25 protein-coding genes and 1 tRNA gene are annotated in these 23,598 nt (G+C 59.6%); 13 read left to right on the top strand and 13 right to left on the bottom strand.

Translation table 11 applies throughout. From position 1 onward, the window contains the following. Positions 1-229: 229 nt before the first annotated feature. Both HCG46_RS22440 and HCG46_RS22435 read right to left on the bottom strand, forming a co-directional pair. Entirely contained in the window at positions 230-1,261 is a 1,032-nt protein-coding gene (locus tag HCG46_RS22440; protein ID WP_168687414.1) for an urea transporter, read from the bottom strand. Between the two features lie 495 nt (positions 1,262-1,756). Further along, a tRNA-Gly gene (locus HCG46_RS22435) sits at positions 1,757-1,831 on the bottom strand. A 244-nt stretch (positions 1,832-2,075) separates the two neighbouring features. On the opposite strand from HCG46_RS22435, the gene HCG46_RS22430 reads away from it, so the two are divergent. From HCG46_RS22430 to HCG46_RS22410, 5 genes are all read left to right on the top strand, one after another. After that, positions 2,076-2,597 (top strand): prolyl-tRNA synthetase associated domain-containing protein, encoded by a 522-nt coding sequence (locus tag HCG46_RS22430; RefSeq protein ID WP_168687413.1) that lies wholly within the window; start codon positions 2,076-2,078, stop codon positions 2,595-2,597. 139 nt (positions 2,598-2,736) lie between these two features. After that, positions 2,737-3,738, top strand: a complete 1,002-nt coding sequence (gene trxA / locus HCG46_RS22425; RefSeq protein WP_205838627.1) for a thioredoxin — start codon at positions 2,737-2,739, stop codon at positions 3,736-3,738. An 84-nt stretch (positions 3,739-3,822) separates the two neighbouring features. Continuing rightward, positions 3,823-4,500, top strand: a complete 678-nt coding sequence (locus HCG46_RS22420; protein WP_023002780.1) for an LON peptidase substrate-binding domain-containing protein — start codon at positions 3,823-3,825, stop codon at positions 4,498-4,500. 41 nt (positions 4,501-4,541) lie between these two features. After that, entirely contained in the window at positions 4,542-4,733 is a 192-nt protein-coding gene (locus HCG46_RS22415) for a Trm112 family protein (RefSeq protein WP_031270137.1), read from the top strand. Positions 4,734-5,095: 362 nt separating this feature from the next. Then, a complete protein-coding gene (locus tag HCG46_RS22410) occupies positions 5,096-6,475 on the top strand; it encodes a DUF5624 domain-containing protein (protein WP_168687412.1) in 1,380 nt (459 codons plus the stop codon). A gap of 384 nt (positions 6,476-6,859) precedes the next feature. On the opposite strand, the gene HCG46_RS28700 is transcribed toward HCG46_RS22410, so the two are convergent. From HCG46_RS28700 to HCG46_RS22385, 5 genes are all read right to left on the bottom strand, one after another. Next, positions 6,860-7,153 (bottom strand): chorismate mutase, encoded by a 294-nt coding sequence (locus HCG46_RS28700; protein ID WP_023002777.1) that lies wholly within the window; start codon positions 7,151-7,153, stop codon positions 6,860-6,862. Between the two features lie 44 nt (positions 7,154-7,197). Next, the gene (locus tag HCG46_RS22400) at positions 7,198-7,809 is read right to left on the bottom strand and encodes a LysE family translocator (protein WP_353621831.1); all 612 of its coding nucleotides are present in this window, start codon (positions 7,807-7,809) and stop codon (positions 7,198-7,200) included. After that, a complete protein-coding gene (locus HCG46_RS22395) occupies positions 7,799-8,521 on the bottom strand; it encodes a phenylalanine--tRNA ligase beta subunit-related protein (RefSeq protein ID WP_168687410.1) in 723 nt (240 codons plus the stop codon). Before HCG46_RS22395 ends, HCG46_RS22400 begins: the two co-directional genes overlap by 11 nt. Positions 8,522-8,586: 65 nt before the next feature. Next, entirely contained in the window at positions 8,587-9,384 is a 798-nt protein-coding gene (locus tag HCG46_RS22390; RefSeq protein ID WP_031270132.1) for an AraC family transcriptional regulator, read from the bottom strand. Positions 9,385-9,869: 485 nt separating this feature from the next. After that, entirely contained in the window at positions 9,870-10,166 is a 297-nt protein-coding gene (locus HCG46_RS22385; protein WP_023002770.1) for a YggT family protein, read from the bottom strand. Positions 10,167-10,394: 228 nt separating this feature from the next. Between HCG46_RS22385 and HCG46_RS22380 the strand changes: the two genes are divergently transcribed. Further along, positions 10,395-11,195: a MipA/OmpV family protein gene (locus HCG46_RS22380; RefSeq protein ID WP_023002769.1), complete on the top strand. Its 801-nt coding sequence runs from the start codon at positions 10,395-10,397 to the stop codon at positions 11,193-11,195. A gap of 261 nt (positions 11,196-11,456) precedes the next feature. On the opposite strand, the gene HCG46_RS22375 is transcribed toward HCG46_RS22380, so the two are convergent. From HCG46_RS22375 to HCG46_RS22355, 5 genes are all read right to left on the bottom strand, one after another. Beyond that, the gene (locus HCG46_RS22375; RefSeq protein WP_023002768.1) at positions 11,457-12,287 is read right to left on the bottom strand and encodes a pentapeptide repeat-containing protein; all 831 of its coding nucleotides are present in this window, start codon (positions 12,285-12,287) and stop codon (positions 11,457-11,459) included. A gap of 439 nt (positions 12,288-12,726) precedes the next feature. Further along, positions 12,727-13,740 (bottom strand): patatin-like phospholipase family protein, encoded by a 1,014-nt coding sequence (locus tag HCG46_RS22370; RefSeq protein WP_031270129.1) that lies wholly within the window; start codon positions 13,738-13,740, stop codon positions 12,727-12,729. Positions 13,741-13,812: 72 nt separating this feature from the next. Beyond that, on the bottom strand, positions 13,813-14,595 hold the full coding sequence (locus HCG46_RS22365) for a 3-hydroxybutyrate dehydrogenase (protein ID WP_023002766.1): 783 nt from the start codon (positions 14,593-14,595) through the stop codon (positions 13,813-13,815). A 198-nt stretch (positions 14,596-14,793) separates the two neighbouring features. Beyond that, positions 14,794-15,681: a 4-hydroxy-3-methylbut-2-en-1-yl diphosphate synthase gene (locus HCG46_RS22360; protein WP_077291512.1), complete on the bottom strand. Its 888-nt coding sequence runs from the start codon at positions 15,679-15,681 to the stop codon at positions 14,794-14,796. A gap of 41 nt (positions 15,682-15,722) precedes the next feature. Then, positions 15,723-16,508, bottom strand: a complete 786-nt coding sequence (locus HCG46_RS22355; protein ID WP_023002764.1) for a hypothetical protein — start codon at positions 16,506-16,508, stop codon at positions 15,723-15,725. Positions 16,509-16,731: 223 nt separating this feature from the next. Here HCG46_RS22355 and ispG point away from each other — a divergent pair, with 223 nt between their 5' ends. From ispG to queF, 7 genes are all read left to right on the top strand, one after another. Then, a complete protein-coding gene (gene ispG / locus HCG46_RS22350) occupies positions 16,732-17,991 on the top strand; it encodes a flavodoxin-dependent (E)-4-hydroxy-3-methylbut-2-enyl-diphosphate synthase (protein ID WP_023002763.1) in 1,260 nt (419 codons plus the stop codon). Between the two features lie 21 nt (positions 17,992-18,012). Then, positions 18,013-18,909, top strand: coding sequence for a pyridoxal kinase (pdxY, locus tag HCG46_RS22345; protein ID WP_168687409.1), 897 nt, complete (start codon positions 18,013-18,015; stop codon positions 18,907-18,909). Next, the gene (locus tag HCG46_RS22340) at positions 18,902-19,639 is read left to right on the top strand and encodes a DUF429 domain-containing protein (RefSeq protein ID WP_168687408.1); all 738 of its coding nucleotides are present in this window, start codon (positions 18,902-18,904) and stop codon (positions 19,637-19,639) included. Before pdxY ends, HCG46_RS22340 begins: the two co-directional genes overlap by 8 nt. A gap of 160 nt (positions 19,640-19,799) precedes the next feature. Next, positions 19,800-20,489 carry a 7-cyano-7-deazaguanine synthase QueC gene (queC, locus tag HCG46_RS22335; RefSeq protein WP_077291507.1) on the top strand — a complete coding sequence of 230 codons (690 nt, stop codon included), beginning with the start codon at positions 19,800-19,802 and terminating at the stop codon, positions 20,487-20,489. Beyond that, entirely contained in the window at positions 20,482-20,865 is a 384-nt protein-coding gene (gene queD, locus HCG46_RS22330) for a 6-carboxytetrahydropterin synthase QueD (protein WP_055659875.1), read from the top strand. Before queC ends, queD begins: the two co-directional genes overlap by 8 nt. Beyond that, a complete protein-coding gene (queE, locus tag HCG46_RS22325) occupies positions 20,862-21,590 on the top strand; it encodes a 7-carboxy-7-deazaguanine synthase QueE (RefSeq protein ID WP_168687407.1) in 729 nt (242 codons plus the stop codon). The genes queD and queE overlap by 4 nt, the downstream gene beginning before the upstream one ends. Before the next feature lie 379 nt (positions 21,591-21,969). Continuing rightward, entirely contained in the window at positions 21,970-22,437 is a 468-nt protein-coding gene (queF, locus tag HCG46_RS22320; RefSeq protein ID WP_006937960.1) for a preQ(1) synthase, read from the top strand. Positions 22,438-22,799: 362 nt separating this feature from the next. Here queF and HCG46_RS22315 read toward each other — a convergent pair whose 3' ends face one another. Continuing rightward, on the bottom strand, positions 22,800-23,456 hold the full coding sequence (locus HCG46_RS22315; protein WP_168687406.1) for a hypothetical protein: 657 nt from the start codon (positions 23,454-23,456) through the stop codon (positions 22,800-22,802). Between the last annotated feature and the right edge of the window lie 142 nt (positions 23,457-23,598).

Raw genomic sequence — 23,598 nt, 5'->3', positions numbered from 1 at the left:
TGACGTCATGAGAAATGTGAGCGGAGCCACTCAATAAAGCCCCGCTCACACGCCTCCCTCTCGATCGTCATCCCGGACGCAGCGACGCGAATTTTCGGGATCGGAGAGCCCCAAATAGGCAGCATCAAGAAACTGGAGGGGCTAGAGAAGGACGACAGGCTGGTCGGAGGTATCAACCTATCCAAGCCCAGCCCTCTCGGCCTGCATGGAGCCTGACCTGTCTGCCGGTTCAGCCTTCCCGCAACCCCTTAAAATAACGCCTGCGGTTGGCCTCTGGCGTAACGGCGTCAGCCGGAGCAACTGGAACAAGGGCCGCAAATCCGTTGACGCCGATCAGCATCAGCCAGGTCACGATCACGAAGGTCGAGGTGAGCACCGGCATGCCGATGGGCTCCAGAAAGATCGCGACGGACGCCCAGAGCCAGGTCGACACAACAACGCCAAACAGCGTGTAGAGGGCAGAGGCTGGCGTCAGCACCAGGAAGAAGCCCCCGAGCGCGATCGCCGTCAGGGCCGCGTTATAGCCGAAGAGACCGTCACTGATCGCCCCTTCCGGCGCACCGTAAACAACGGCAACAAAGGCTGCCACATTGGCCCCGAGCAGCGCCATGATCGCGCTGATGCGCGAATTCACCGCAATGCCGAGCACGATCAGATATCCGCTGATCCAGTTGTCCTGAAAGAAGATCTGGCCGATGGCATTACCGATGCCCTTGTACCAGGTCGCCAGCGTGTACTGGACCGTGCCATCATACTGGGTGGGCGAGACGGGCTTGGCGAGCGGGCCGGCATCGATGCTGTGGAACTTCAGGACGGCAAACAGGAACAGCCAGCCGACCAGCACGAACGGCATTGTCAGCGGCGCGACCCTATGCGGGCCAAGCAGGTTTGCAAGACTGGTGAAGACCATGGCCGTCATGGCGGAACCGAACGCGATATAGACCGTCAGATAAACGGACGGAACAGCCCCGTAGTGAAAATCCTCGCTTGTAAACGCAATCAACGCCAGCGCGACAAGCGCTCCGTTAAAGCCGAACAGCCCGTCACGGATCAGCCCCTTGTCCGCCTGCAGCAACACCGCCGTCGCGGTGGAGATGACCACTCCGAAAACGGCAATGGCGCCATAGATCGGCGAATTGAAGAAAAGCGCGCCCAGGATGATCAGACCCGAGGCCGGATTGTTTTGAAACACGACCTGCCCGATGCCACGCAGGCACCAGTCGGCAAAACCGAAAACCGGATGTTCCTTCAATGCGTTCAATGCCCTCCCCCCGACTGCAAGCGGCACGCGGGCACGGTAACACGGCCCGGCAGAAGGCGCGGAACTATTGACCGCGGTGCGATCATTTTTTTGAAACGCGACCAGACGTGCCGGACAGCCGGTTCCGGTCGTGTCTCTTTGGGCCCGAAAAGCTTCGGGTGTGCCAGGCAGGATCTGGATGGATCGGCACGAGACGCCAAGCGCTGGCAGGCACTGGAACTGCAGCGGAACCGAATGGTTCCACTGCAGCCAAGTTGGGTACTTGAGGCAAAGCAAAAGACGGAGACAACCGGTATCCGGCTTCTCCGCATAATGCTTGCTGACATTACTCTCTGGCCCCTGCAACTTCGTTCAGGTTGGGAGCCGCGTTTGTATCAATGTTTAGACGAACCTTGAAATACTGCCGATAGCGCCCGGCAAGCCGCCAATCCCGGAGCAAAAACAAAAAAACCAGCATTCTTTCGAATGCTGGTTTTCAGGACCCTTCGGTCGAATTGGAGCGGGCGATGGGATTCGAACCCACGACCCCAACCTTGGCAAGGTTGTGCTCTACCCCTGAGCTACGCCCGCATAGCGTCCCTGGTCCGTGGCGGTGACCGCCTCGGCGTCGGTGGCGCAGTATATGAACTATGCTGAGACGGATTGCAACACCGAAATTGAAGAAATTTTTTTAGCCGTCGATTTGTGGATTTCCTGTGAAATCAAAGCCGGAAAATCGCAGATTTCTGCCGCTTTTTCTACCCTTCACCTCTTGTGGCCGGCAGCCAAATCGCGTTAGACAGCGCAAAAGCTCTCAAAATTCTCAGGAAAACCCATGCCGGCGACACGCGACGACCTACTGGCCTATTTCGAGGAACTCGGGATCCCTGTCACGACGGTGGATCACGAGCCCGTCTTTACAGTTGCCGAGTCCGGCGACCTGCATGACCGCATTCCCGGTGGCCACACCAAGAACCTGTTCGTGAAGGACAAGAAGGGACGGCTGTTTCTGATCGTTGCCCTGCACGACGCGGAAATCGACCTGAAGAAAGTGCACCAGATCATCGGCGCTCAAGGGCGCGTATCTTTCGGCAATGCCGATCTTCTGATGGAGGTGCTGGGCGTGGAACCGGGTTCGGTGACCCCCTTCTCGCTGATCAACGACCGCGAAGCCCAAAGGGTCACGCCCGTGTTCGACGCAGCCATGATGCAACATGAGGTGCTGAATTATCACCCGTTGAAGAACAACGCGACGACGGCGATCTCCGCTACCGACCTTCTGAAATTCGCCTCTGCTTGCGGCCACACGGCGCAGGTTCTGGCGGTCAGCGAAGAGGCCAAGGCAGCGGGCCTGTAACGGTCACCCACTTTCGGCAGGCGAAGGCGTTTGTATTTCGCGCGCAGTGGCTCCATGTTATGGGCCAAATCAACCCTTCAACGGCATTCACTTTGAGCCGGCAGGCCCCAGGCACCGGCAGGAAAATTCGAGGCGGCACATGAGCAACGGCAATTACAGCATCGGCGGCCAGGTCGGCGGCGGCTTTGGCGCCAGCATGGGTGGCGGTTATGGCGGCCAAATGGGCGGTGGCGGCATGGGCGGCGGCAACGGTGGTGGCGACGCCCCTGCAGGCGACCTCATTTTTGACGTCACGACGCAGACCTTCATGGCCGATGTCATGGAAGCTTCCCGCCAGCAACCGGTTCTGGTTGATTTCTGGGCACCCTGGTGCGGTCCGTGCAAGCAGCTCACACCGATCATCGAAGCTGCGGTGAAAGCCGCTGGCGGCCGCGTAAAGCTGGCCAAGATGAACATTGACGACCATCCGGAAATTGCCGGCCAGATGGGTATCCAGTCGATCCCGGCCGTGGTGGCCTTCAAGGATGGCCAGCCGGTGGACGGTTTCATGGGCGCACAGCCTGAAAGCCAGATCCAGGCATTTATCGAGCGCGTTGCCGGCCCTGCACCGGTCAGCCAGACCGACACCTTCCTGGAGCAGGGCGCAGAGCTACTGCTGGCCAAGGATTATGGTCAGGCTGCCCAGCTTTTCGGCGCCGTGATGCAGATGGAACCGGACAACGTGACCGCGATTGCCGGCCTGGCACAGTGCTATATCGGTGCTGACGATCTGGAACGGGCCAAGCAGGCATTGGAACTGGTTCCGGAAGAAAAACACTCCGACGAAGCCTATGTGGCCGCCAAGGCCGCGGTGGAGCTGGCCGAACAGGCAGCATCCCTTGGCGACCTTGCCGAGCTTCAGGATCGCATTGCCAAGGATCCGCTTGATCTGCAGGCCCGCTTCGACCTGGCTCTTGGCCTCAACGGCAAGGGCAACAAGGAAGGCGCAGTCGACGAACTGATCGAGATCGTTCGCCGCGACCGCGAGTGGAACGAGGACGGCGCGCGCAAGCAGCTGCTGCAATTCTTCGAAGCCTGGGGCTTCAAGGATCCGGCCAGCGCCTACGGCCGTCGCAAGCTTTCCTCCGTGCTGTTTTCTTGACGACCGCCGCAACTGACACACATTTAGGAAACAGCACGAAGCTGGCAGTCATGCTGCGATAACGAAAACAAAGAAGGCATTGGAATGCAGGCGGGAAATGCCATTTACGAGACCATTGCGGATCTGCCGCCGGTCCTGCCCGTGTTTCCGCTTGCCGGTGCGTTGCTGTTGCCTCGCACACAGCTGCCGCTGAACATCTTCGAGCAGCGCTATATCGACATGGTGGATGCCGCATTGGCCGGCAACCGCCTGATCGGCATGGTGCAGCCTTCACCCGACCGTCATTCGGACGATCCGGACAATCCGGCTCTTGCCAGCGTCGGCTGCGTCGGAAGGCTCACCAGCTTTCAGGAAACCGGCGACGGGCGATACCTGATCACGCTGCAGGGCATCACCAGGTTTGCCGTTGGGCGCGAGCTTGAGGACTACAGCAGGTTCCGCCAGATCGAGTGCGATTTCTCCGCCTTTGCACATGACCTCAAGTGCGGACAGGGCGAGGAGGAAGTCGACCGGACGAGCCTTCTGAGAACCTTGCGCGACTATCTGGACGCCAACAACCTGGAAGCTGACTGGCAAAGCGTGTCGGAAGCCGAAACCGAGGTGCTGGTCAACGCCCTGTGCATGATGTGCCCCTACGGCCCGCAGGAAAAGCAGGCCCTTCTGGAAGCCCGCGACCTGAAGACCCGTGCCGAAACCCTGATTGCCATCACCGAAATGGACATTGCCCGCTCGCAGAATGACGGCGGCACCACCTTGCAGTGAGTGCTCCAAACGTGGCGCTCCAACCTGAAAGACACTCCCAGATGACAGAACCGACCGAACGCCCGGTTGACCGCAAGCTGCTGGAACTGCTGGTCTGCCCCGTGACCAAGACCACGCTGGAATATGACGCGGACGCCAAGGAACTGATTTCGCGCACCGCCAAGCTTGCCTACCCGATCCGCAACGGCATCCCGATCATGCTGCCCGATGAGGCGCGCAAGCTGGAAGGCTGAAGCCACCGGCCAGCAAAAAGCCCGGGTGATTGACCCCAGCCCCTAACCCAAAAGTGGGCTTAGACGAAAAGCTTAAGCCGAACCCCTTGGACCAGCAGGGCTTTCAGGGTTCGGACATGCTTTGAAAATCTGAAACAAGTAACAAACTGCGACTTCCCCGGCCCTGAAAACCGCCGTTCGTTGCACGGGAACCGGACTTTCGTCGCGACGTGTAAGAACGGCAGCAGAACTGGACAAAGCGGACCTGGGGTCAGAACGCAAGTAAGCCTGATGTGAAGTCAACATAAGGGAACGACTGGGTTTACCATACTTCGGAGACAACTTTGTGTGGTCTTCCCATGCCAACTCAATCTTGAGTGTGTATGATTGCGCGCATAGTCAGCCAAAGGGGTTTTGATATGCGTCTGTATTCGGTTCCCGTGCTCGCTCTCGTTTTGATCCTTGGCCTGGCCCTGCCGCTCAGGGCGCAAAGCACCGATCCTTGTGCCGCCCCGCCAAGCGTGGATTCGACGTTCACCTGCCTTTTCAACATCTTCCCTCGCAGCCAAGGCAGTGCAGACAACCCCAGCATCGGCTGGGCGTTGGCGCAAGTGGTGGCCAAGAACGGCGGGTCAGGCCCTATTGCCTCCGATGGTCCCTTGGTCATCGTGAATGGCTACGGTGTATTTGTTTATGACGGCAAACAGGCCTCCGCTGGCAAGTTGCTGGAGCATGTGCTCACCCGCAACGACCCGGCCACAGGTTTCGTGCAGGCGACGGCGCTGTCGCACATTGGCCCCGCCCTGGCCTATCTTGCGGCTCTGAAGGCGGACAACTCTCCGCTCTTTGAAAAGCTGTTGTCGGACCTGGAGGCCCGCATCGCCCATGCTGCATCGCAGCTGAAGCTTAACCCTGACTGGATCAGCAAGCTGGAGGCGCCCTCCTGGAAGGAACGCCCGGACGAGATCAACGCCATGATGACCTATGGGATGTGGATGGCGCTGGATTATGTCCAACGTGTCCGTGCCGGGAAGGTGAAGAATTTTGACGCCAAGTCGGTCGCGGAAGATTTCTACAATGGCGGTGACAAGCGCTATGAAGTGCCGTTCAACAACGTGATGATCGGCACCTTCATGCTGGCGGCACTCAACAGTGTCCAGGAGTTGCAAATGATGATCGCCAACAACACCGACACAATCAACTGGGCTGACGCCCGTGTTGTGGTGCACATGCCCATCGGCACCAATTATGGGGCGGGACTGACCTTGTCGACCAACCAGCTTGCGGCGGCCCTGCCTGTCTTGAGCGACGGCAAGATCGGGGCAGAGAACATCCTGATCATGCCCTATGCGGTGGCCCCCTGCACCAATGTTTCGGTGATCACACAGTGCCCGCTTGAAGTGTTTACCAGTGATCTCAATGCCGCGACTTACGGTTTTTATTCGCAGACCGCTTGGCTGGGTGTCTACAATCGCACCCAGATCGCGCGGAATGCGTTCTACAACGTCGACGACATTGAAACGGTGTTATCGAAGCAAATCCCCGGAGATTACCCGTTGACCTCGGCGGATGACATCGATGCCTTCATGATGCGGCTCAAGTATTCGCTGATCAACGGTGACCAGCTGCTGTCAAACTCGGTTGGGTTCTGGCTGCCGGGCGCGCTGAAAGCCAACGGGTGGGACACCAGCACGCTGAAAATTCCCGGCGTGAACGCCGGGTTCCCGAAGGGTGTCAAGCGATACCCCAAGCCGAAAAGCTAGAGCATCCTGCGGTCAAGGGAACTGCGGTGAATGCCATAACCGCCATCGCTGTCGTCGACTTTCATATCGGTCTGCAGTACCGCGCAGACTGCGCCGCCGTTCTTGGTCACCCATTTGCCGTATGGGGTGGTTTCAGTACGCAGGGAATCGTGGACTAATAAAACCACGCCATAGAGCCTTGAATGGCAACTGAGCGGACAAACCCGACCTTGTTTTTTCAGCCTTCGCTGACGCAGAATGCTATCGCAAGCGCAGCACGCATTTCACCTTTTATCCGGCCTCAGCGTCAAACCGGTCGTTGCTGCTTATGAAAAAACCCTGCTTTGTGCAACAATCGTCACACGCGATGGCGCTGCATGACGGAAGAGCGCCCCCCCCACGTTCTTAGCGGTTGGTAGGGACCGTGTGCTCATCGATACTCATGCGTTTGGCTTCATATGCGACGCCCCAGTCAATCAGCATTGACCAAATCTGTGACGCGAGCGTTTCATCCAATCCAGCTTGAGATGCTCGCCGACGAACTGCCTCCAAGACCTCAGAAATTCTGTCTTCTGTCCTTGGCGGTAAGCGCTCCAAGACTTTGAGTACTGTAGCTCGGTCGACGTACTGGCACCGTTCTGCGAGAAGTAAGATCAGCTTACTATCGATGGTATCGATTTCGATGCGAAGCTCTGCCATCGTGTCGCATTGTTCTGGTGTCTTTCTCATCTTCAAACCTCAAGTTAGTTACTTTGAATGGCCAGCCGCATGGCCAGCAACAGGAATGCAGCTGAAAAACCCCGCTTCAGCCATGCAATGACGGATGGTGTCCGCTGGACATATAGCCGGACGCGGGAGGCGAACGCTCCGTAGCAGATGAAGACGGCAAAGGTCATCGCCATGAATATCCCGCTCAAGACAAACATCTGTGCCAATGGCGAAGTGGTGTCAGTAGGAACGAATTGCGGCAAGAACGCCAAAAAGAAGATCGATAGCTTTGGGTTCAGAATGTTGATTAGGAAGCCCGCTGCGGCGACGTTGCGCAGCGGGCCGGTGTTCCCTTCTGCTTTGAATTGAATCGGGCCGTCGTCCTTCAGTATCGACCAGGCCAGATAGAGCAGATAAAGAATGCCCGCCCATTTGAAGGTTTGGAATAAAACTGCGCTGGTATGCAAAAGTGCAGCAAGTCCGGCAATGGCCCCGGTCATATGCGGTATGATCCCGCAAGTGCAGCCTGCCGCGGCCGCGAAACTCGCACCCGCACCTCGAACCAAACCCACACCGACAGTATAGATCACCCCGGTGCCCGGCGCGATGACGACGATCAGCGACGTGATCAGGAATTCAACCCACACGGCTATAGGTCCCCGCGTTCTCCGAATGGTAGATTGCATCCGGCGTCAGAAGCAGTTCGGTTCGGCCTGCGATCCCGAAGGTGCCCACGATCATTCCTGAAAGCTTATCCATAAGCTTCGCAACATCCTCTGCGCCGCCCTCATGCAGCGCCTCAGTGATGATCAGGGCACGGGTCGTTTCCGCAGACACGGCGGACTTCCGGCTTTGTCGGTTCGCCCATCTGCGTGCGTGGGCGTAGCTGTCTTCGTCAGCGAAGATGACTTCATCAGGGTCGGGCGTTTCTGTGTCGCCGGAGAACGCGATGTACGTTTCGTCTCCTTGGGCCTGTCTGACCTCAAGATCACCAGCAACGTGATTGAGATCGAACACTGCGACGGGTACAGCGTAGGCAACAGATGCAGCATTGCAAAGGTCAATCAGCGGATGCAGCTGCGGGAGCGACCCTTCCTTGCGCAACCGCCTCAACAGAGCCTCTGCCGCACATCGGTACTGCGTCGGTTTCAATCCCATGGTGGAATAGGCCCGCCGCCATGCTTGTATTTCGGGCAAGTTGCCTTCGGTCTCTCTTTCCAGACGTGCAAGCGCCCGCGCGGTCAGCTCTGCAACATAGGGCGCAACTGCGACACTCGGTTGGATACCCTCCACTTCGATGATGCCCGTCACCCGCTCGGGAAACGTGTGCTGCATGTGTCGAGAATACAAAAATCGCATAGTGTCCCCTTTTTTGGGAGGACAGTAGGCATCCGGAGTTCTTGGGTATTGAACAATATTGCGGATCAGTGGGTGGCTGGCTGGACAAAGCATCCTGGTGTCAGGCCAAACTGGCGGGAAAAAGTGCGTGTCAGATGGCTCTGATCCGCAAATCCGCAAGCGACCGCCGTATCGGCGAGCGAAGACCCCGTAACGATCATGTCTTTCGCCCGCTTTATGCGATGTTGCGTGAGATATGCATGGGGGGTTGCCCCGAGTTCGCGCGAAAACCTTCGAAGTAGGCCAAACTTACTGGTGCCCGTGGCCGCAGCAAAGTCAGCGAGCGACAAGGGCGCATCCCAATTCTGTCGGATCATGTCGAGCGCAATTGCAACATCCTTCGAGTAAGATGGTGCCTTTCGGACGTCGCCATTAATCCTCCGATCAAGCTGCGCCGCCAAAGCTAGCATCACCAACTGCTCGGCGTGGTCTCGGTCGGGCTGGTCGAGCGTCACTTCGTTGATGGCATTAATGGTCAGCCTTACAGCCCGTCTGGATTTGTTGACTGGGCGCGAGAACTCAGCGTTCTGCGCTGCAGCTTCGCTGAATTCCGAAAGCGCTGCGGGAGAAAGGTACAGCATGCGCCAGTGCCGAGGTTGCCCTTTTTGCCCGATACCGTCGTGCAGTTCGGCAGGATTGACTGTGATCGTATCGCCCGCTCTTGCCTCAACGAGCCCCCGCCCGCTCCAACTCTCCTGGCCACCCGCAACAACGTATCCAAACCCAAACTCGTCATGTGAATGGCGCGGAAAGGTACGGTCTGACTTGATCGAGACTGCATCTATTCCGGGCAGTATGGTTTGATGTCGGACCGATTTGTGCATGAGGTTTAGTAGCATGGGAGCCAGAGGGTAGTCTATGTGATCTCTTGGGGGAGACGGAAACTAAAGGCAGTCTCACAAACGTCGGTTTTTGCACCGTCTATGAATGGCAGTTTTTACTACCGCAAAGCCGAAGCATTTAGAGAGCGTTTGCAGCGATTTCTTCGCTGCGTGCGCGCGCAGCGCAAAATCACAAAGACCGCGTTGGGCTCCAAGCAGACCTTCGCCACAGACTGATCGAACGCCCCATTGGGCCGGGAAGCGCCTGCGAGCCTACCTGGCGCGAATGTCTGCTTCGCCAAACGCTGGAGCCGTTTTGCTTGCAACCACACTTAGGCTTAGAGGCCGGGCGATTGACCCGGGCTTTTTAATATCCTGTTGCGATCCGCCATTCCGATGCAAATGCGCTTGAAGCATTTGGGACGAGGAAGCCGGAGCAATCGTTTGAAGCCCCGGCACACCGGCCCGGGCTCTGCATGGCGAGGGCCTCAGTAGCCTCGGAACATCGGCAGGATGTTCAGGATGATCAGCTGGCGGACAAAGATGATCGCCAGCAGCAGGATCACCGGAGAAATGTCGACACCGCCGAGATCGGGCAGGAACCGCCGGATCGGCCGGAGCGCGGGCTCCGTCAGATTGTAGAGAACCCGGCCAATGGAATTGATGATCTGATTGCTCGAATTGACGATGTTGAAGGCATAGAGCCAGGAGAAGATCGCGCTGGCGATGATCACATACGTGTAGAGTTCCAGGGCGAGCAGTATCACGTTGAAGAGTGCGGTCATGGTCCGGTCCGTTGCCGTTCGAAATCTGGTCTTGCCCTCATGTAGCTTCCTGACAGCCCTGCTGCAAGACGGCAGCGTCACCGACATTTGATTGTGCTTAAGCTTCGCACCAGCAACAGGGCGGTGCGGAAATGCAACAGTCCGGCAAAACCCTCTCAGCTTAGGGTTTGTGTAAGCCCTTCTCGTGCTATCTTCCTGCCAACGGAATTCCTTGTCGGATGGGGTTGAATGTTCAAGTTGATGACGCGCGCCGCGCTGGCGCTTGCTCTAAGCGCTGTGTCTGGAGCCGCTCTGGCGCAGAGTGGAGACCTGTCTGAGCAGGATGCGAACCGCCAGTTCGTGGTTGACCTCGGTGTCGGCGCCATTGTCCAGCCGCGTTACGAGGCTGCAGACTCCTATCTGGTCTACCCCTTCCCGATCGTTTCGGTCGGCCGCTTCTACTTCCCCGGCCTGGGCCAGGTTGTCGATGGCCGCCGCAAGTCTGGTGTGTTCTTCTACCCGTCGTTCAACTTCATCGGCGAGCGCAAGGCCAGCGACAGCACCGATCTGACCGGCACCAACACCATCGACTGGGCGCTTGAACTCGGTCTCGGCGGTGGTTTCCGCACCGAGCATTTCCGCGCTTTCGCCGAACTGCGTCAGGGCATCAACGGGCACACGGGCCAGGTTGGTCAGCTCGGCCTCGACGGCATCGTCTATCCCGCTGAAAAGTGGGAAGTCAGCTTCGGTCCGCGTGCGGGCTTTGCTTCTGACGAATACATGGACACCTATTTCGGCGTGAGCTCGACCGAAGCAGCCAACAGCGGTGGTCGCCTGACGAAGTTCAACCCGAGCGCCGGCTTCAAGAGTGTCGGCCTGGCGGCCCGCGCCAGCTACGATTTCAACGACGACGTCCGCCTGCACCTGCAAGGTGGCTATGACCGTCTGGTTGGCGACGCAGCGGACAGCCCGATCGCCAAGAACGGCAGCGAAAACCAGTTCAGCATCGGTGCCGGCGTCACCTACCGTTTCGCCTTCGACCTGTTCTAGGAAGCCCGTTTCCGCAATGTTCAAGATGCTGCCGCACCACGTGTGGCAGCATTTTTTGTTTCCAGTCGACCGACACGCCGAAAAATCAGCCTGTTCGGGACATACATCCCGGGAACGCATGGAAGTTGTTCAGATCAAGCCGGCTTGACCTGTCCTGCAGGCGTGATCATTGCGCAACCCGTGCACGCGTTTCGGCAAAGCCGAAACGCTCACTTTGCGAAGTGGCAAGTCGGATATGGACGGAGAACCGCTCGGACGCACCTAGTAGGCGCAGGGGACGAGCTTGATGCCGTTCGGCAGCTTGGTGTTCTCGTCGCCGCAGGCACCGAGGATGCGGCTGGGGTCGAGATTATAGGCACCCGACAGATCCGCACCGGCGAGACGGGTACGGCGCAGAAGAGCGCCATCGAAATCAACACCCTTCAGATTTGCGCCCGTCAGGTCCGAACTGACCAGCCGCACGCCTGTGAAATCCGCCCCGGAAAAATTGGCGTTATGAGCCTTGACCCTGTCGAGCTTGGCCTGGCGCATGCGGGCATCCTGGAAGTTGGCGCCATTCAGGTCCACGCGCTCAAGGTTGGCATCATCCATCTTGGCACCCTTGAAGGAAGCCGCGTCTGCAATCGACCGGGTCAACAGGACATTGCGCATGTCCGCGCCGTCGAAAACGGCTCCATTTGCCTCAACCGTGTTCAGGTCCGCGTCCCGAAGGTCCGCATCCTGGAAATTCGATTTGTTCAGATTGGCTTTTTCAAGATCGACGGAGCGCATGTTCGCACCGGAAAAATCGCTGCCGGAGAAATCCGCCCGCTCGGCTTCCGTTCGCCGGAAATCGGAGCCCTTGAAGTTCGCGTCTTTCAACAAGGCTTCCTTGAGGTCGACTTCCCGCAGATTGGCACGGCCGAAATCACCGTTTTCAAGAACCAGACCACGAAGTTCCGCCAGCCGAAGATCGCAACCGGGGCAACCGCCCTTTTCCTTGATCTCGGCCATGCGCTCTTGGTCACTGCCAGCCTGTGCTCCACCGGCTGCCACCAGCAGGGCCATGGCGCCAACGCAGCCTGCAAGAACTCGGGTCACCCTGTTTTTCATCGCGAATCCCTTTGCCAATCTCCACCTAAAGATAGGTCGCACTTGTGGCGGTTGAAGGACTGTATCCGATCAGAAGATTGAAAAAGTGAGAAAATGAGGCAGATCCGCTTCACATCGTGGCGATCCTTTGCCGCAGGGCGGGCATCATCGCCGGGAAGCAAGGGAGGGAGGGAAGAAGCAGGCGGGGTCGCGAGTGCCCACTCCTTCCGTCCATCTAAGCGCTGACGACGCACTACCTGACAATCAGCGTGCCAATCAAAACGCAAAAGCCTTGCCAATTTGTTTTCAAAGCCATTCAAACCAGATCTGGTTCAACTAAAATCGCCTGACACAAGATGCTGATTCCGTTTAGACTTTCTTCACATCTGCTGCATTGCAAATTGCAACGCCACCTGCAAACACGGCTAACAAAAGGTTAAGAAATTGAGCTGTCCGTCCGTCAGGAAATCTCTTCCTTGACGTCGATGGTCGAGCGCTTGCCGATGTCGTCATAGTGCCGCTCGAGCCATTCCTGCGCGGTCTTGCGCCCAAGGTCCTTGAGATCGGTGAGAAACGCCCATTCGGCGTTGAGTTTCGATGAGGCTTGCAACGGCTTCAGCTCCCCGGCGGAGATCCTGTGCATGTTGACCTTCATGTATTCCTCGCTCGACAGCTTGCCTTCCTCGATCAGGCGCGTGACGAAGTCGATGGCCCGGAGTTCGCGAAGAAGCGTGGAATTGAAGGTAATCTCGTTGAGCCGGTTGACGATCTCCCGCGCGGTCTTCGGCACCTTGCGCCGTTCGATCGGGTTGATCTGGATGAGCATCACATCCGGCGTGTCGGTGTCGTAGAACAGCGGATAAAGCGGCGGATTGCCCATGTAGCCGCCATCCCAATAGGGCTCGCCCTCGATTTCCACCGCCTGGAACACCTGCGGCAGACACGCAGATGCCATCACCGCATCCAGCGTGACTTCCTTTTCGCTGAACACCCGGATCTTGCCGGTGAAGACGTTGGTTGCCGAAACGAAGATCTTCATGTGTTCGCATTGGTGAACACGGTCGAAATCGACGGTTTTTTCCAGAACATCGCGCAGCGGATTGGCGTTGAGCGGATTGAATTCGTAAGGCGACGCAAACCGCGTCAGCACATCGAAAAACAGATAGCTGGGGGAATGATCAAGGCTCCACTCCCCCAGGAACACGTCCAGCGGAGAACGCTGGATCGGGCTGTATTTGGCCTGTCGGCTGACCTCGTACCAGAAAGCTTCAAGGCGCTCTCTCGCACCGTCTTCGCCGCCGTCCTGCATGCCGCCGGCAAGCACCACCGCATTCATGGCACCGGCCGACGTGCCGCTGATGGCGTCGATCTTCAGCCGCTTGTCTTCCAGGAACCAGTCCAGAACGCCCCAGGTGAAGGCGCCGTGTGCGCCGCCACCTTGAAGGGCAAGGTTGATCTTCTTAGGCGCGGCCATGACGGCTCCCTTGTTCCGGTGGTTCGGCGATGGTCGCGGGCGGGCATCAGCCCGCACCGCGAGCAGCGTGGATCAGTGTGCGGTCCAGCCGCCATCGATGGGCAGGATCGAGCCGGTGATCGATGATGCCGTATCGGAGCACAGGAAAACCGCATAGCCCGCCACCTGTTCGATGGTCACGAACTGCTTCGTCGGCTGCGCGGCCAGCATGACGTCGTTCTTGACCTGCTCTTCGGTCATGTTGCGCGCCTTCATTGTGTCGGGGATCTGCGCTTCCACCAGCGGTGTCCAGACATAGCCTGGGCAGATGGCGTTGACGGTGATGCCCTGCTGGGCGACTTCCAGCGCCACGGTCTTGGTGAGCCCCGCAATGCCGTGCTTGGCGGCCACATAGGCGGACTTGTAGGGCGAGGCGACCAGCGCGTGGGCGGAAGCCGTGTTGATGATCCGTCCCCAGCCCTTGGACTTCATGCCGGGCAGCGCGGCACGGATCGCATGGAAGGCGGACGTCAGGTTGATGGCGATGATGGCATCCCACTTGTCGACCGGGAATTCGTCGACCGGCGACACGAACTGGATGCCGGCATTGTTGACCAGGATATCGACACCGCCGAATTCCTTTTCCGCATCGGCGATCATGCCGGCGATCTCGTCGCCCTTCAGCATGTTCGCCGGCGAATAGGTGCAGCGCACCCCGAAATCCGCCTCGATGGCGGCCCGGGTCTTTTCGATCTCATCGGCATCACCCAACCCGTTGATCACGACATTGGCGCCTTTTTCCGCGAAGGCGCGGGCGCATCCGAGCCCGATGCCCGAAGTGGATCCGGTGATGACGGCGGTTTTGTTGGCAAGCATTTGGGATCTCCCTTGATCGGCGGATCATCGGCCGGGAGTGTCCGGCCATCCGGAAACGGATCGTTGAAAGGCTTGGCCTCATTCTGCCTTCCACGGAAGGCAACAAGGCGTCAGAACAGAAAATTTCAGGCACACATTCGACCAGTTATCGCCGCACTGCAACATCGGAATGATGAAATTTGATCCATGTTGCCTTCATCAACGCCGGTTCATGCGCTGCGCCCCTTCAAGCGCCTTGCGTGCACGGGCCCTGGCGGCATCCCGCGTTTCCTCCACTTTGGAAAGATCTTCCTGTCGAAGCCCGAGTTGCGCGGCAAAGCGTTCGCGGATCAGGCCGTAGAAGGTCGCGTGCAGGCTGGCAAACGCCCAGACCAGGATCAGCATGGTGCCCATCGGAAAGACCGCCGAACGGATCTGCTGCCACAAGACGCTGGCAGGCATCAATCCATCGGAGACGCCAAGAACAACCGCCCAGATGCCGACCAGGAAACCTGCAAGCAGGCTCATCACCAGCGCCGCAAAGGCCATGGCCCAGCCAAGCCCGGACGTTGCCCGCCAGCTTTCCTTGAGCGTCAGCGGATCATCCACCGCCGATGCCGGCAGCACGACGGAAAAGCGTTGCACCACCATCAGTGCAACGAACGGTGCCAGAAACAGGAGCAGCAGTCCGATGCCCGCCGTGACCGCGGCCAGCAGCAGGGAAACAATCACCAGCGGTATCAGTGACAGGGCGCCGATCAGGCTGAGGACGATCTGGTTGAGAATGACGCGTATGTTGCGCGCCCCGAAGGTAACCGGAAAATCCCGCGCGTCGATCAGGATGCGCCGGACATAGGCAATGGCGATGGAAAAGCCGACCAGCAGGTTGGCAATGGCGGCCAGCGCCCTGAGCGCGCCTTCATCGGCAGCGGCCACCGGCTCGGTCATGTAGGAAACGGTCTTGAAGCCGCTTTCCGGCATCAGCGACCCGCCGATGGCGAAATTCAGGGCAACCAGAAGCAGGATATAGGCCCAGCCGGTTTTCAGAAGCGTCCCGAAATTGTGCTGCGCCAACGACAGCGAACGTTCCAGAACGGTGAAAAACATGGTCTGCTCCGGTTGCTTGCAACGGCCGCAGGATACGCGATTCAGGCCGGCGCACCAGCCCCCTCCGGCCGTTCCATCGCGATCCGGTACCCTGCCGTCAGGATCGAGATTCCCAGCACGGTAACGATGATCTGCACCAGCACGTTCAGCACCAGGATCTTCATCTGGATGAGGGCCGCCGGAAGGCCTCCGGACAAAAGACCAAGAAGATACTGCAGCCCCTCGCCAACGGCGACAAAAGGCAGGATCAGGATGAGCGCAGCCAGGAACATCGGCATGCCGAGGCCTTTTCCGAACTGAAGCATCTGACTGAAGCCGAGCGGTCGCTCAACGGCAACGGCCGGCAGGCTGAGATTCAGGCGGAACAGGAACGGGGCGAGAATGAATAACGCGACGATCCACAAAACCACCGTCATGGCGGTGCTGTTGAACAGGCTCGACAGCACACCAATCACCAGCCCTGCAGGCAGCACGACAACGACCGCGGCCAGCGACAACAAAAGCATTTGCCCGATGAAACGGAACTCGACAGCGCCGACGCGAAAGTGCAGCGGTCCGGGCCGCTCGTTCAACAGACCGAACCGGTGCCAGGCGACCGAAATGGAAGCGGACGACAGCAGGGCAATCACCATGGTCGTTACCAGCAGCAGGACCGTCGTTCCGGAAATATCTTCAGGCGCGGTCGCCTCATCGATCTGCGCGCCATTTGCCAGAATGAAGAGAGACAGCACAAACTGCAGGAGAAACCAGCCACCACAAACCTTGAACACGGTTTCCAGATTGCCAAAGACAATGGAAACAGAGTCCGACAGCAACCGTTTCAACATGCAGCACCCTCCACAACAAGACGGCCGACGGTTAGGGCCGGCCCATGCAAGCTCATAGCGGGCTGAAAACCATGTGGCAACGTCCGCGAGCCTGAAGATCGACCTGCCTTTGCCGAGGCTCTGCCATTGCCCTTTTTTGCCGCACGCCCTAATCATGCGCTGGAAAGTCGGCCCCAGTTCCCTCATATGAGGGGCAAACGCTCAAAACCCGTTGGTTCCTGTGATGATCGATGATTTCGCGAAAGCCCTGCCCCGCCGCTCCTCCGTCGGTGTGAAGGTCGGCAATGTGATGGTTGGCGGCGATGCACCCATCGTGGTCCAATCCATGACCAATACAGACACGGCGGATGCCGATGCAACCGTCGCGCAGGTGGCCGCGCTCGCTCGTGCCGGGTCTGAAATCGTGCGCATCACGGTGGACCGTGCAGAAGCTGCGGCCCAGGTGCCACGGATCAAGGAGCGGCTGGAGCGGATCGGCATTGATGTGCCGCTCGTCGGCGACTTCCACTACATCGGCCACAAGCTGCTGACCGACTATCCCGATTGCGCCGCAGCGCTCGACAAGTACCGCATCAACCCGGGCAACGTCGGCTTCAAGGCCAAGCGCGACACACAGTTCTCGCAGATCATCGACATCGCACAGAAGCACGACAAGGCGGTCCGGATCGGCGTCAACTGGGGCTCACTCGACCAGGAGCTTCTGACGAAGCTGATGGACGAGAATGCCGAAAGTGCAAATCCGGTTTCAGCAGCGGCTGTCATGCGCGAAGCGATTATCCAGTCCGGACTTCTGTCCGCCGAGCGCGCCGAAGGCCTCGGCATGGGCCGCGACAAGATCATCCTCTCGGCCAAGGTCAGCCAGGTGCAGGACCTGATCGCCGTTTATGCCGATCTCGCCCGTCGCTGCGACTATGCCCTGCATCTCGGCCTCACCGAAGCCGGCATGGGCACCAAGGGCATCGTATCGTCCGCCGCTTCCATGGGTATCCTTTTGCAGCAGGGCATCGGCGACACCATCCGCGTGTCGCTGACGCCGGAACCCGGCGGCGACCGCACCCGCGAGGTGCAGGTGGCGCAGGAGCTTTTGCAGGTGATGGGCTTCCGCGCCTTCGTGCCGGTGGTGGCCGCCTGCCCGGGCTGTGGCCGCACAACGTCCACCGTCTTCCAGGAACTGGCCCAGGACATTCAGGACCACATCCGCGTGTCCATGCCCAAGTGGCGTGAACAATATCCGGGTGTCGAAAGCCTCAACGTGGCCGTGATGGGCTGCATCGTCAATGGCCCGGGCGAATCCAAGCATGCCGACATCGGCATTTCCCTGCCGGGAACCGGAGAAACACCGTCAGCCCCTGTCTTCATCGATGGCGAGAAGGTCATGACCCTGCGTGGTCCCGGCATTGCCGACGAGTTCAAGCAGATGGTTCTGGACTATATCGAAAAGCGCTACGGCACCGGCAGCAAGTCGTCTTCCGACGCTGCCTGACCCCGGAAGGAACACCATCCCATGATGCAGCCGGGCGCCCCCGAGCCACAGAAAAAGCCGGTTCTGGTGATCACCTCCCAGGTGGTCCGTGGCGGTATCAGCGGACGCGGTCTGACCTTCGCGCTGGAACGGATCGGCCACGATGTCTGGTTTCTGCCGACCATCCTGTTGCCCTGGCATCCCGGACAGGGCAAGGGCACTCGCATCGTTGCCCCTGCAGCAGACTTCACAGCCATTGTTGAGGATCTTGCCGCATCCCCGAAACTGGCAGAAGTCGGCGCGGTGATTTCCGGCTATCTCGGCAATCCGGAACAGGCGGCCGCCATCGCGTCACTTGTGAAGGCGGTCAAGACCCACACTCCGGATGCGCCATACCTGTGCGATCCGGTTATGGGCGACCAGCACGACGGCAGCGGCAACCTTTATGTGCCCACGGCAACGGCCGAGGCAATCCGAGACCAGCTGGTGCCCCTGGCCGATGTCGTCACGCCCAACGCCTTTGAACTCGGCTGGCTGACGGGCCGCGAGATCGACAGCGAAATGCAGGCTCTCGCCGCCGCCCGGGTTCTCGGCAACGAGCGCGTGATGGTGACCTCCTCGCCAGCCCTGCGCCGCAATGCCATTGCCAACCTTCTGGCAGGCCCGCGCGGCGCCGTTGCCGCCGAACATGCTTCCATCGCCAATCCACCGCACGGTACCGGAGACCTGATCGCAGGCCTGTTCCTGTCCAACCTTCTGGCCGGTCAAAACGACGAGGAAGCCCTGAAACGTGCGTCGGCCTCCGTTTTTGAACTGGTTGCCCGCAGCGTGCGCAAGGGCGCGGACGAATTGCTGTTCGCCGAGGAACAGAACTCCGTGGTGAAGGCCATGGCTCTCGTCACCTCGCGCCGGGTTCTGGAAGCAAAGGCCCGTGCCTGACGGGGCAGGCACAAGGGTTGCCGGCGTCGACGGCTGCAAGGCCGGCTGGGTTGCGGTCATCCGCAATCTGGAAGACCCCGCCGATCTGGATCTGATCGTCTTTCCGACCTTCGCGGATATTGTCGGACACACCCCGCATCTTGCGATTGTCGCTGTCGACATGCCCATCGGCATGCCGGACCGCATCGGCCCTGGCGGTCGCGGCCCGGAAAAGGCTGCTCGCAAACACCTTGGCATGCGCCAATCCTCCGTGTTTACCGTACCCGCCCGCCCAGCCGTTTATGAAGACGATTACCTGAAGGCCTGCAACACGGCACTCGCCACGTCCAACCCGCCGAAAAAAGTCTCCAAGCAGTGTTTCTTCCTTTTCCCGAAAATGCGGGAAATCGACGCCCTGATGACACCGGAGCTGGAGACATGCGTCCACGAGGTGCACCCGGAACTTGCCTTCTGGCGCCTCAACGGCGGAGCGGAAATGAGCCTGGCCAAGAAGGTCAAGAGCCGCGCCAACCCGGCAGGCCTCGACCAGCGGCGGGACCTTCTCGTCTCCAAGGGGTTGCCCGGAGAGTTTCTTGACCAGACCCCCCCGCGCGGCTGCGGACGCGACGACCTTCTGGATGCCGCCGCCAACAGCCTGATTGCCGAGCGGATCTTTCGGGGAGAAGCGGAACCGTTTCCGAAGGACTTCCGCCGCGATGAGCGCGGCCTGAGGATGGCGATCTGGGCCTAAAGCGCCCGCGTTGTCGATTTTCCTGCTTTTCCTGAAAATCCTTCAAGGCACGCCCCACCCTTCCCTTTTCGCGAAAACCTGCTAAAACGCGCGCCGTTCCCCAAAAGGGAACCACCGGTCGCAGCCTACCCGGTGCCAGCGAAAACAAGGGACCACATCGTTGAAAACACTTGTCATCTGTTCCGGCGGAATGGATTCCGTCACCCTTGCGCACAAGGTTGCGCGGGAACACGAGCTGATCGGCCTCGTTTCTTTCGACTATGGCCAGCGCCACAAGAAGGAGCTGGACTACGCGAAGGCCTGTGCCGATGAGCTGAACACCGAGCATATCCTGATCGACATTTCCAATATCGGCCGCCAGCTGACCGGCTCGGCGCTGACCGACGATCTGGACGTGCCGGACGGGCATTATGCCGAGGAAACCATGAAGATCACCGTTGTGCCGAACCGCAACGCGATCATGCTTTCCATTGCCTTCGGCATTGCCAGCGCGCGCGGTGCCGAAGCGGTCGCGACCGCCGTCCACGGCGGCGACCACTTCATCTATCCGGACTGCCGTCCGGCCTTCACCGAAAGCTTCGAGACCATGCAGCGCCATGCGCTGGAAGGCATGGGCGAGATCAGCCTCTTCACGCCTTACGTCCACACCTCCAAGGCGGACATCGCCGCCGAGGGACTGAGGCTTGGCGTCGACTATCGCAAGACATGGTCCTGCTACAAGGGCGGCGAGGTTCACTGCGGGCGCTGCGGCACCTGCGTAGAACGGCGCGAAGCCTTTCACCTGGCCGGTGGCATCGACCCGACGGTCTACGCAGACGAAGCGTTCTGGAAGGAGGCGTGCAATGTTTAGGATCACCAAGGAATTCCACTTCTCCGCCAGCCACCAGATCCTTGGCCTGGGAGAAGACCACCCCTGCGCCCGCCTGCATGGCCACAACTATGTGGTCGAGGTGGAGCTGATGTCGGAAGAGCTGAACGGCATCGGCTTCGTGCGCGATTACCGCGAACTTTCCGAATTCAAGCGCTTCATCGACGACACGCTCGACCACCGGCACCTGAATGACGTGCTCGGCAATGATTGCGTGACCGCCGAGACCATGGCGCGCTATTTCTACAACTGGTGCCGCCAGCGCTGGCCGGAAACCTCGGCCGTTCGCGTGAAGGAAACGCCGAAGACCTGCGCTGAATTCCGTCCCCTCGTCTATCCGGGGGCGCGTGCGGCATGAGTATCGAACAGATCCGGGTCAGCGAAATATTTGGCCCCACCATTCAGGGCGAAGGCGCCCTGATTGGCCAACCCACCTTGTTCGTGCGCACCGGCGGCTGCGATTACCGCTGCTCCTGGTGCGACACGCTGCATGCGGTCGACAGCGCCCATCGGGACGAATGGTGCCCGATGACGCCTGAGGCCATCCTGATGCAGGTGGAGATCCTGTCCGGCGGCAATCCGCTGACAGTGTCGCTTTCCGGTGGCAATCCGGCGATCCAGCCGCTTGGAGGCCTGATCGAGCTCGGCCGGAAAGAGGGCTACCGTTTCGCGCTGGAAACGCAGGGCAGCCTCGCCAGGGACTGGTTTGCCGATCTCGACGTCCTGACGCTGAGCCCGAAACCGCCGTCCTCGGGCATGACCACCGACTGGCAGCGTCTTGCGGAATGCGTCGAGGCCGCAGGGCCGGAGACCCAGACCGTCCTGAAGGTCGTCGTCTTCGACGAGGCGGACTATGCCTTCGCACGGGACGTCTCAGACCGTTATCCGCACCTCAGCTGCTTCCTGCAGCCGGGCAACCACACCCCGCCGGCGGCAGCCGACACCGATGCCACCATCGACATGGCCGGCATCATGGAGCGCATGCGCTGGCTTGTGGACCGGGTTACCTCCGACAGATGGTATGCAGCCACCGTCCTGCCGCAGCTTCACACGATGATCTGGGGCAATTTGCGCGGGGTTTAGGAACCGGCCTTTCCGGCGTCAACCCGGCCAAGCGTAGCGCGAGCCGGGACCGGGAAGCCAACGGTGTCGCGAGCAGAATCGACAGGCCTTCGCCTCCCCGATCCCGGATCTTCGTCCGGGATGACGACGGAGAGGAAGCTTTTCAAAACTGCTCCCTCATCCTGAGGAGCCGCTCCAGCGGCGTCTTGAAGGAGGGGCGGCACGCACAGAACAAGCGACCCATCCTTCGAGACGGACCTGACGGTCCTCCTCAGGATCAGGGCACAGGGAAGCGAAAGCCCAATTTTGGGTCTTTGCGAGTTCATTCAGGAACACGAATCCCACCCACCGACAGCGCAAAAGCGTGTCCCCGGAACGGGCTCAAAATCAGGAGACAGTCATGTCCGACAAGAGCATCTACGAGAACCTGACCCAGCTCGGGTCTTCCACCGAACTTCCCGACGATCCCGACAAGGCGGTTCTGGAAAAAGTGCCGAACCCGCAGGCTGGCACGGGCTACATGGTCCGCTTCGTCGCCCCGGAATTCACCTCGCTGTGCCCGATCACCGGCGCGCCGGACTTCGCTCATCTGGTGATCGACTATGTGCCGCGTGATTTCCTGGTCGAGAGCAAGTCGCTGAAACTGTTCCTCGGCTCCTTCCGCAATCACGGCGCCTTCCACGAGGACTGCACGGTTTCCATCGGCAAGCGCCTGGTCGACCTGCTCGATCCGGAGTGGCTTCGCATCGGCGGCTACTGGTATCCGCGCGGCGGCATCCCCATCGACGTCTTCTACCAGACCGGCCCCGCTCCGGACGGCGTCTGGATCCCCGACCAGGGCGTTGCCCCCTATCGCGGACGCGGCTAAGGCAAACTGGGCTGCCTGCGCGGATATGGCGATCCCAAGGTTTGGGCAGGAAATCGGAACCATCGATCAACGCCAGGCCGCACCCCACCCGGAAGTGTCACTCCGGGCTTGACCCGGGGCCCACTCATTTCCAGAGCCTCAAGACTTGCCCAAGGCTCAAAGCGACTGCCTGAACGCAATAGAGATTTCCGAGCTCGCCCTGATGGGGATTGGATCCCGGGTCAAGCCCGGGATGACATCTGAGGGTGGGGCGAGCCTCGCTTGCCATCCGCTTACCAGAAACACCTGTTGTTCCGCGCAAGAGACCGCGCAATCGGCACACCCGCCGTCCGCCCCACGATCCTTCCGCCTGGCTGGCTGCCTTACTCCGGCACCGGCAGGTTCAGACCGGGGGCTTTTTCGATCACCTGGGTGGTCACCATCTCGAAAGACGGGGCCTTGCTGTCGTAGATCGCCTTGACGATGAAATTGTCACTGCGGCGGACATAGTAGGTGTAGCGGTTTTCCGTGACCATGCCTTGGCTGACGGTGATATCCGCGGCCACCACCTCCACGGCCTCACCCTCCAGCTCTTCCTCGCTGCAGGCCGCGTTGCGGATGGTGGCTGCGTTCGTTTCCTTGTCGGCACGTGCCTGATCCGCGTTCTGGCCGGTGTCCATCTCGCGGATCTTTTCCCAGGTCGCCCCCTGGTCAGCGGATTGATAGAGCACGTTGCCGTAGCCAAGCACCCACGGGCCTTCCGGTGAGGTTGGCACGGTCAGATAGTGATCCTGCGACAGGTAGAAAAAGTCATTGGTGGTCGGCGGCGCGCCCTTGAAGGCGGTGGTCACCTGGGTCTTGGTCGGCGTCGTCTGATCGAGTTGCAGATAGAGTTCCGTAAAACGATCCTGACACGGGTCAGCCAGTGCGCTCTGCATAGAGCCGGCAAGAAGAAAAAGAACTGCGGGCACGCGGTATTTCATGAAAGCCCCCATGGAAATGAATTTAAGAAATCGGCCGAAATCACCGGCCATTCCCATGGAACACTTTTTCCTGCCGCCAAACAATCACCTCGTTGGCTTCAACGTCCCATCCTGACCCTCAAATGCAGCAGGGCCGCCCGATCGGCATCGATCGGGCGGCCCGAGATTGCGTCTGTGTTCTGAATGAACGCAGCTTGCT

The organism is Labrenzia sp. PO1, from assembly GCF_012273635.1.
GTDB lineage: Bacteria > Pseudomonadota > Alphaproteobacteria > Rhizobiales > Stappiaceae > Roseibium > Roseibium algicola.
This window is presented reverse-complemented; position numbering and strand designations above follow the sequence as displayed.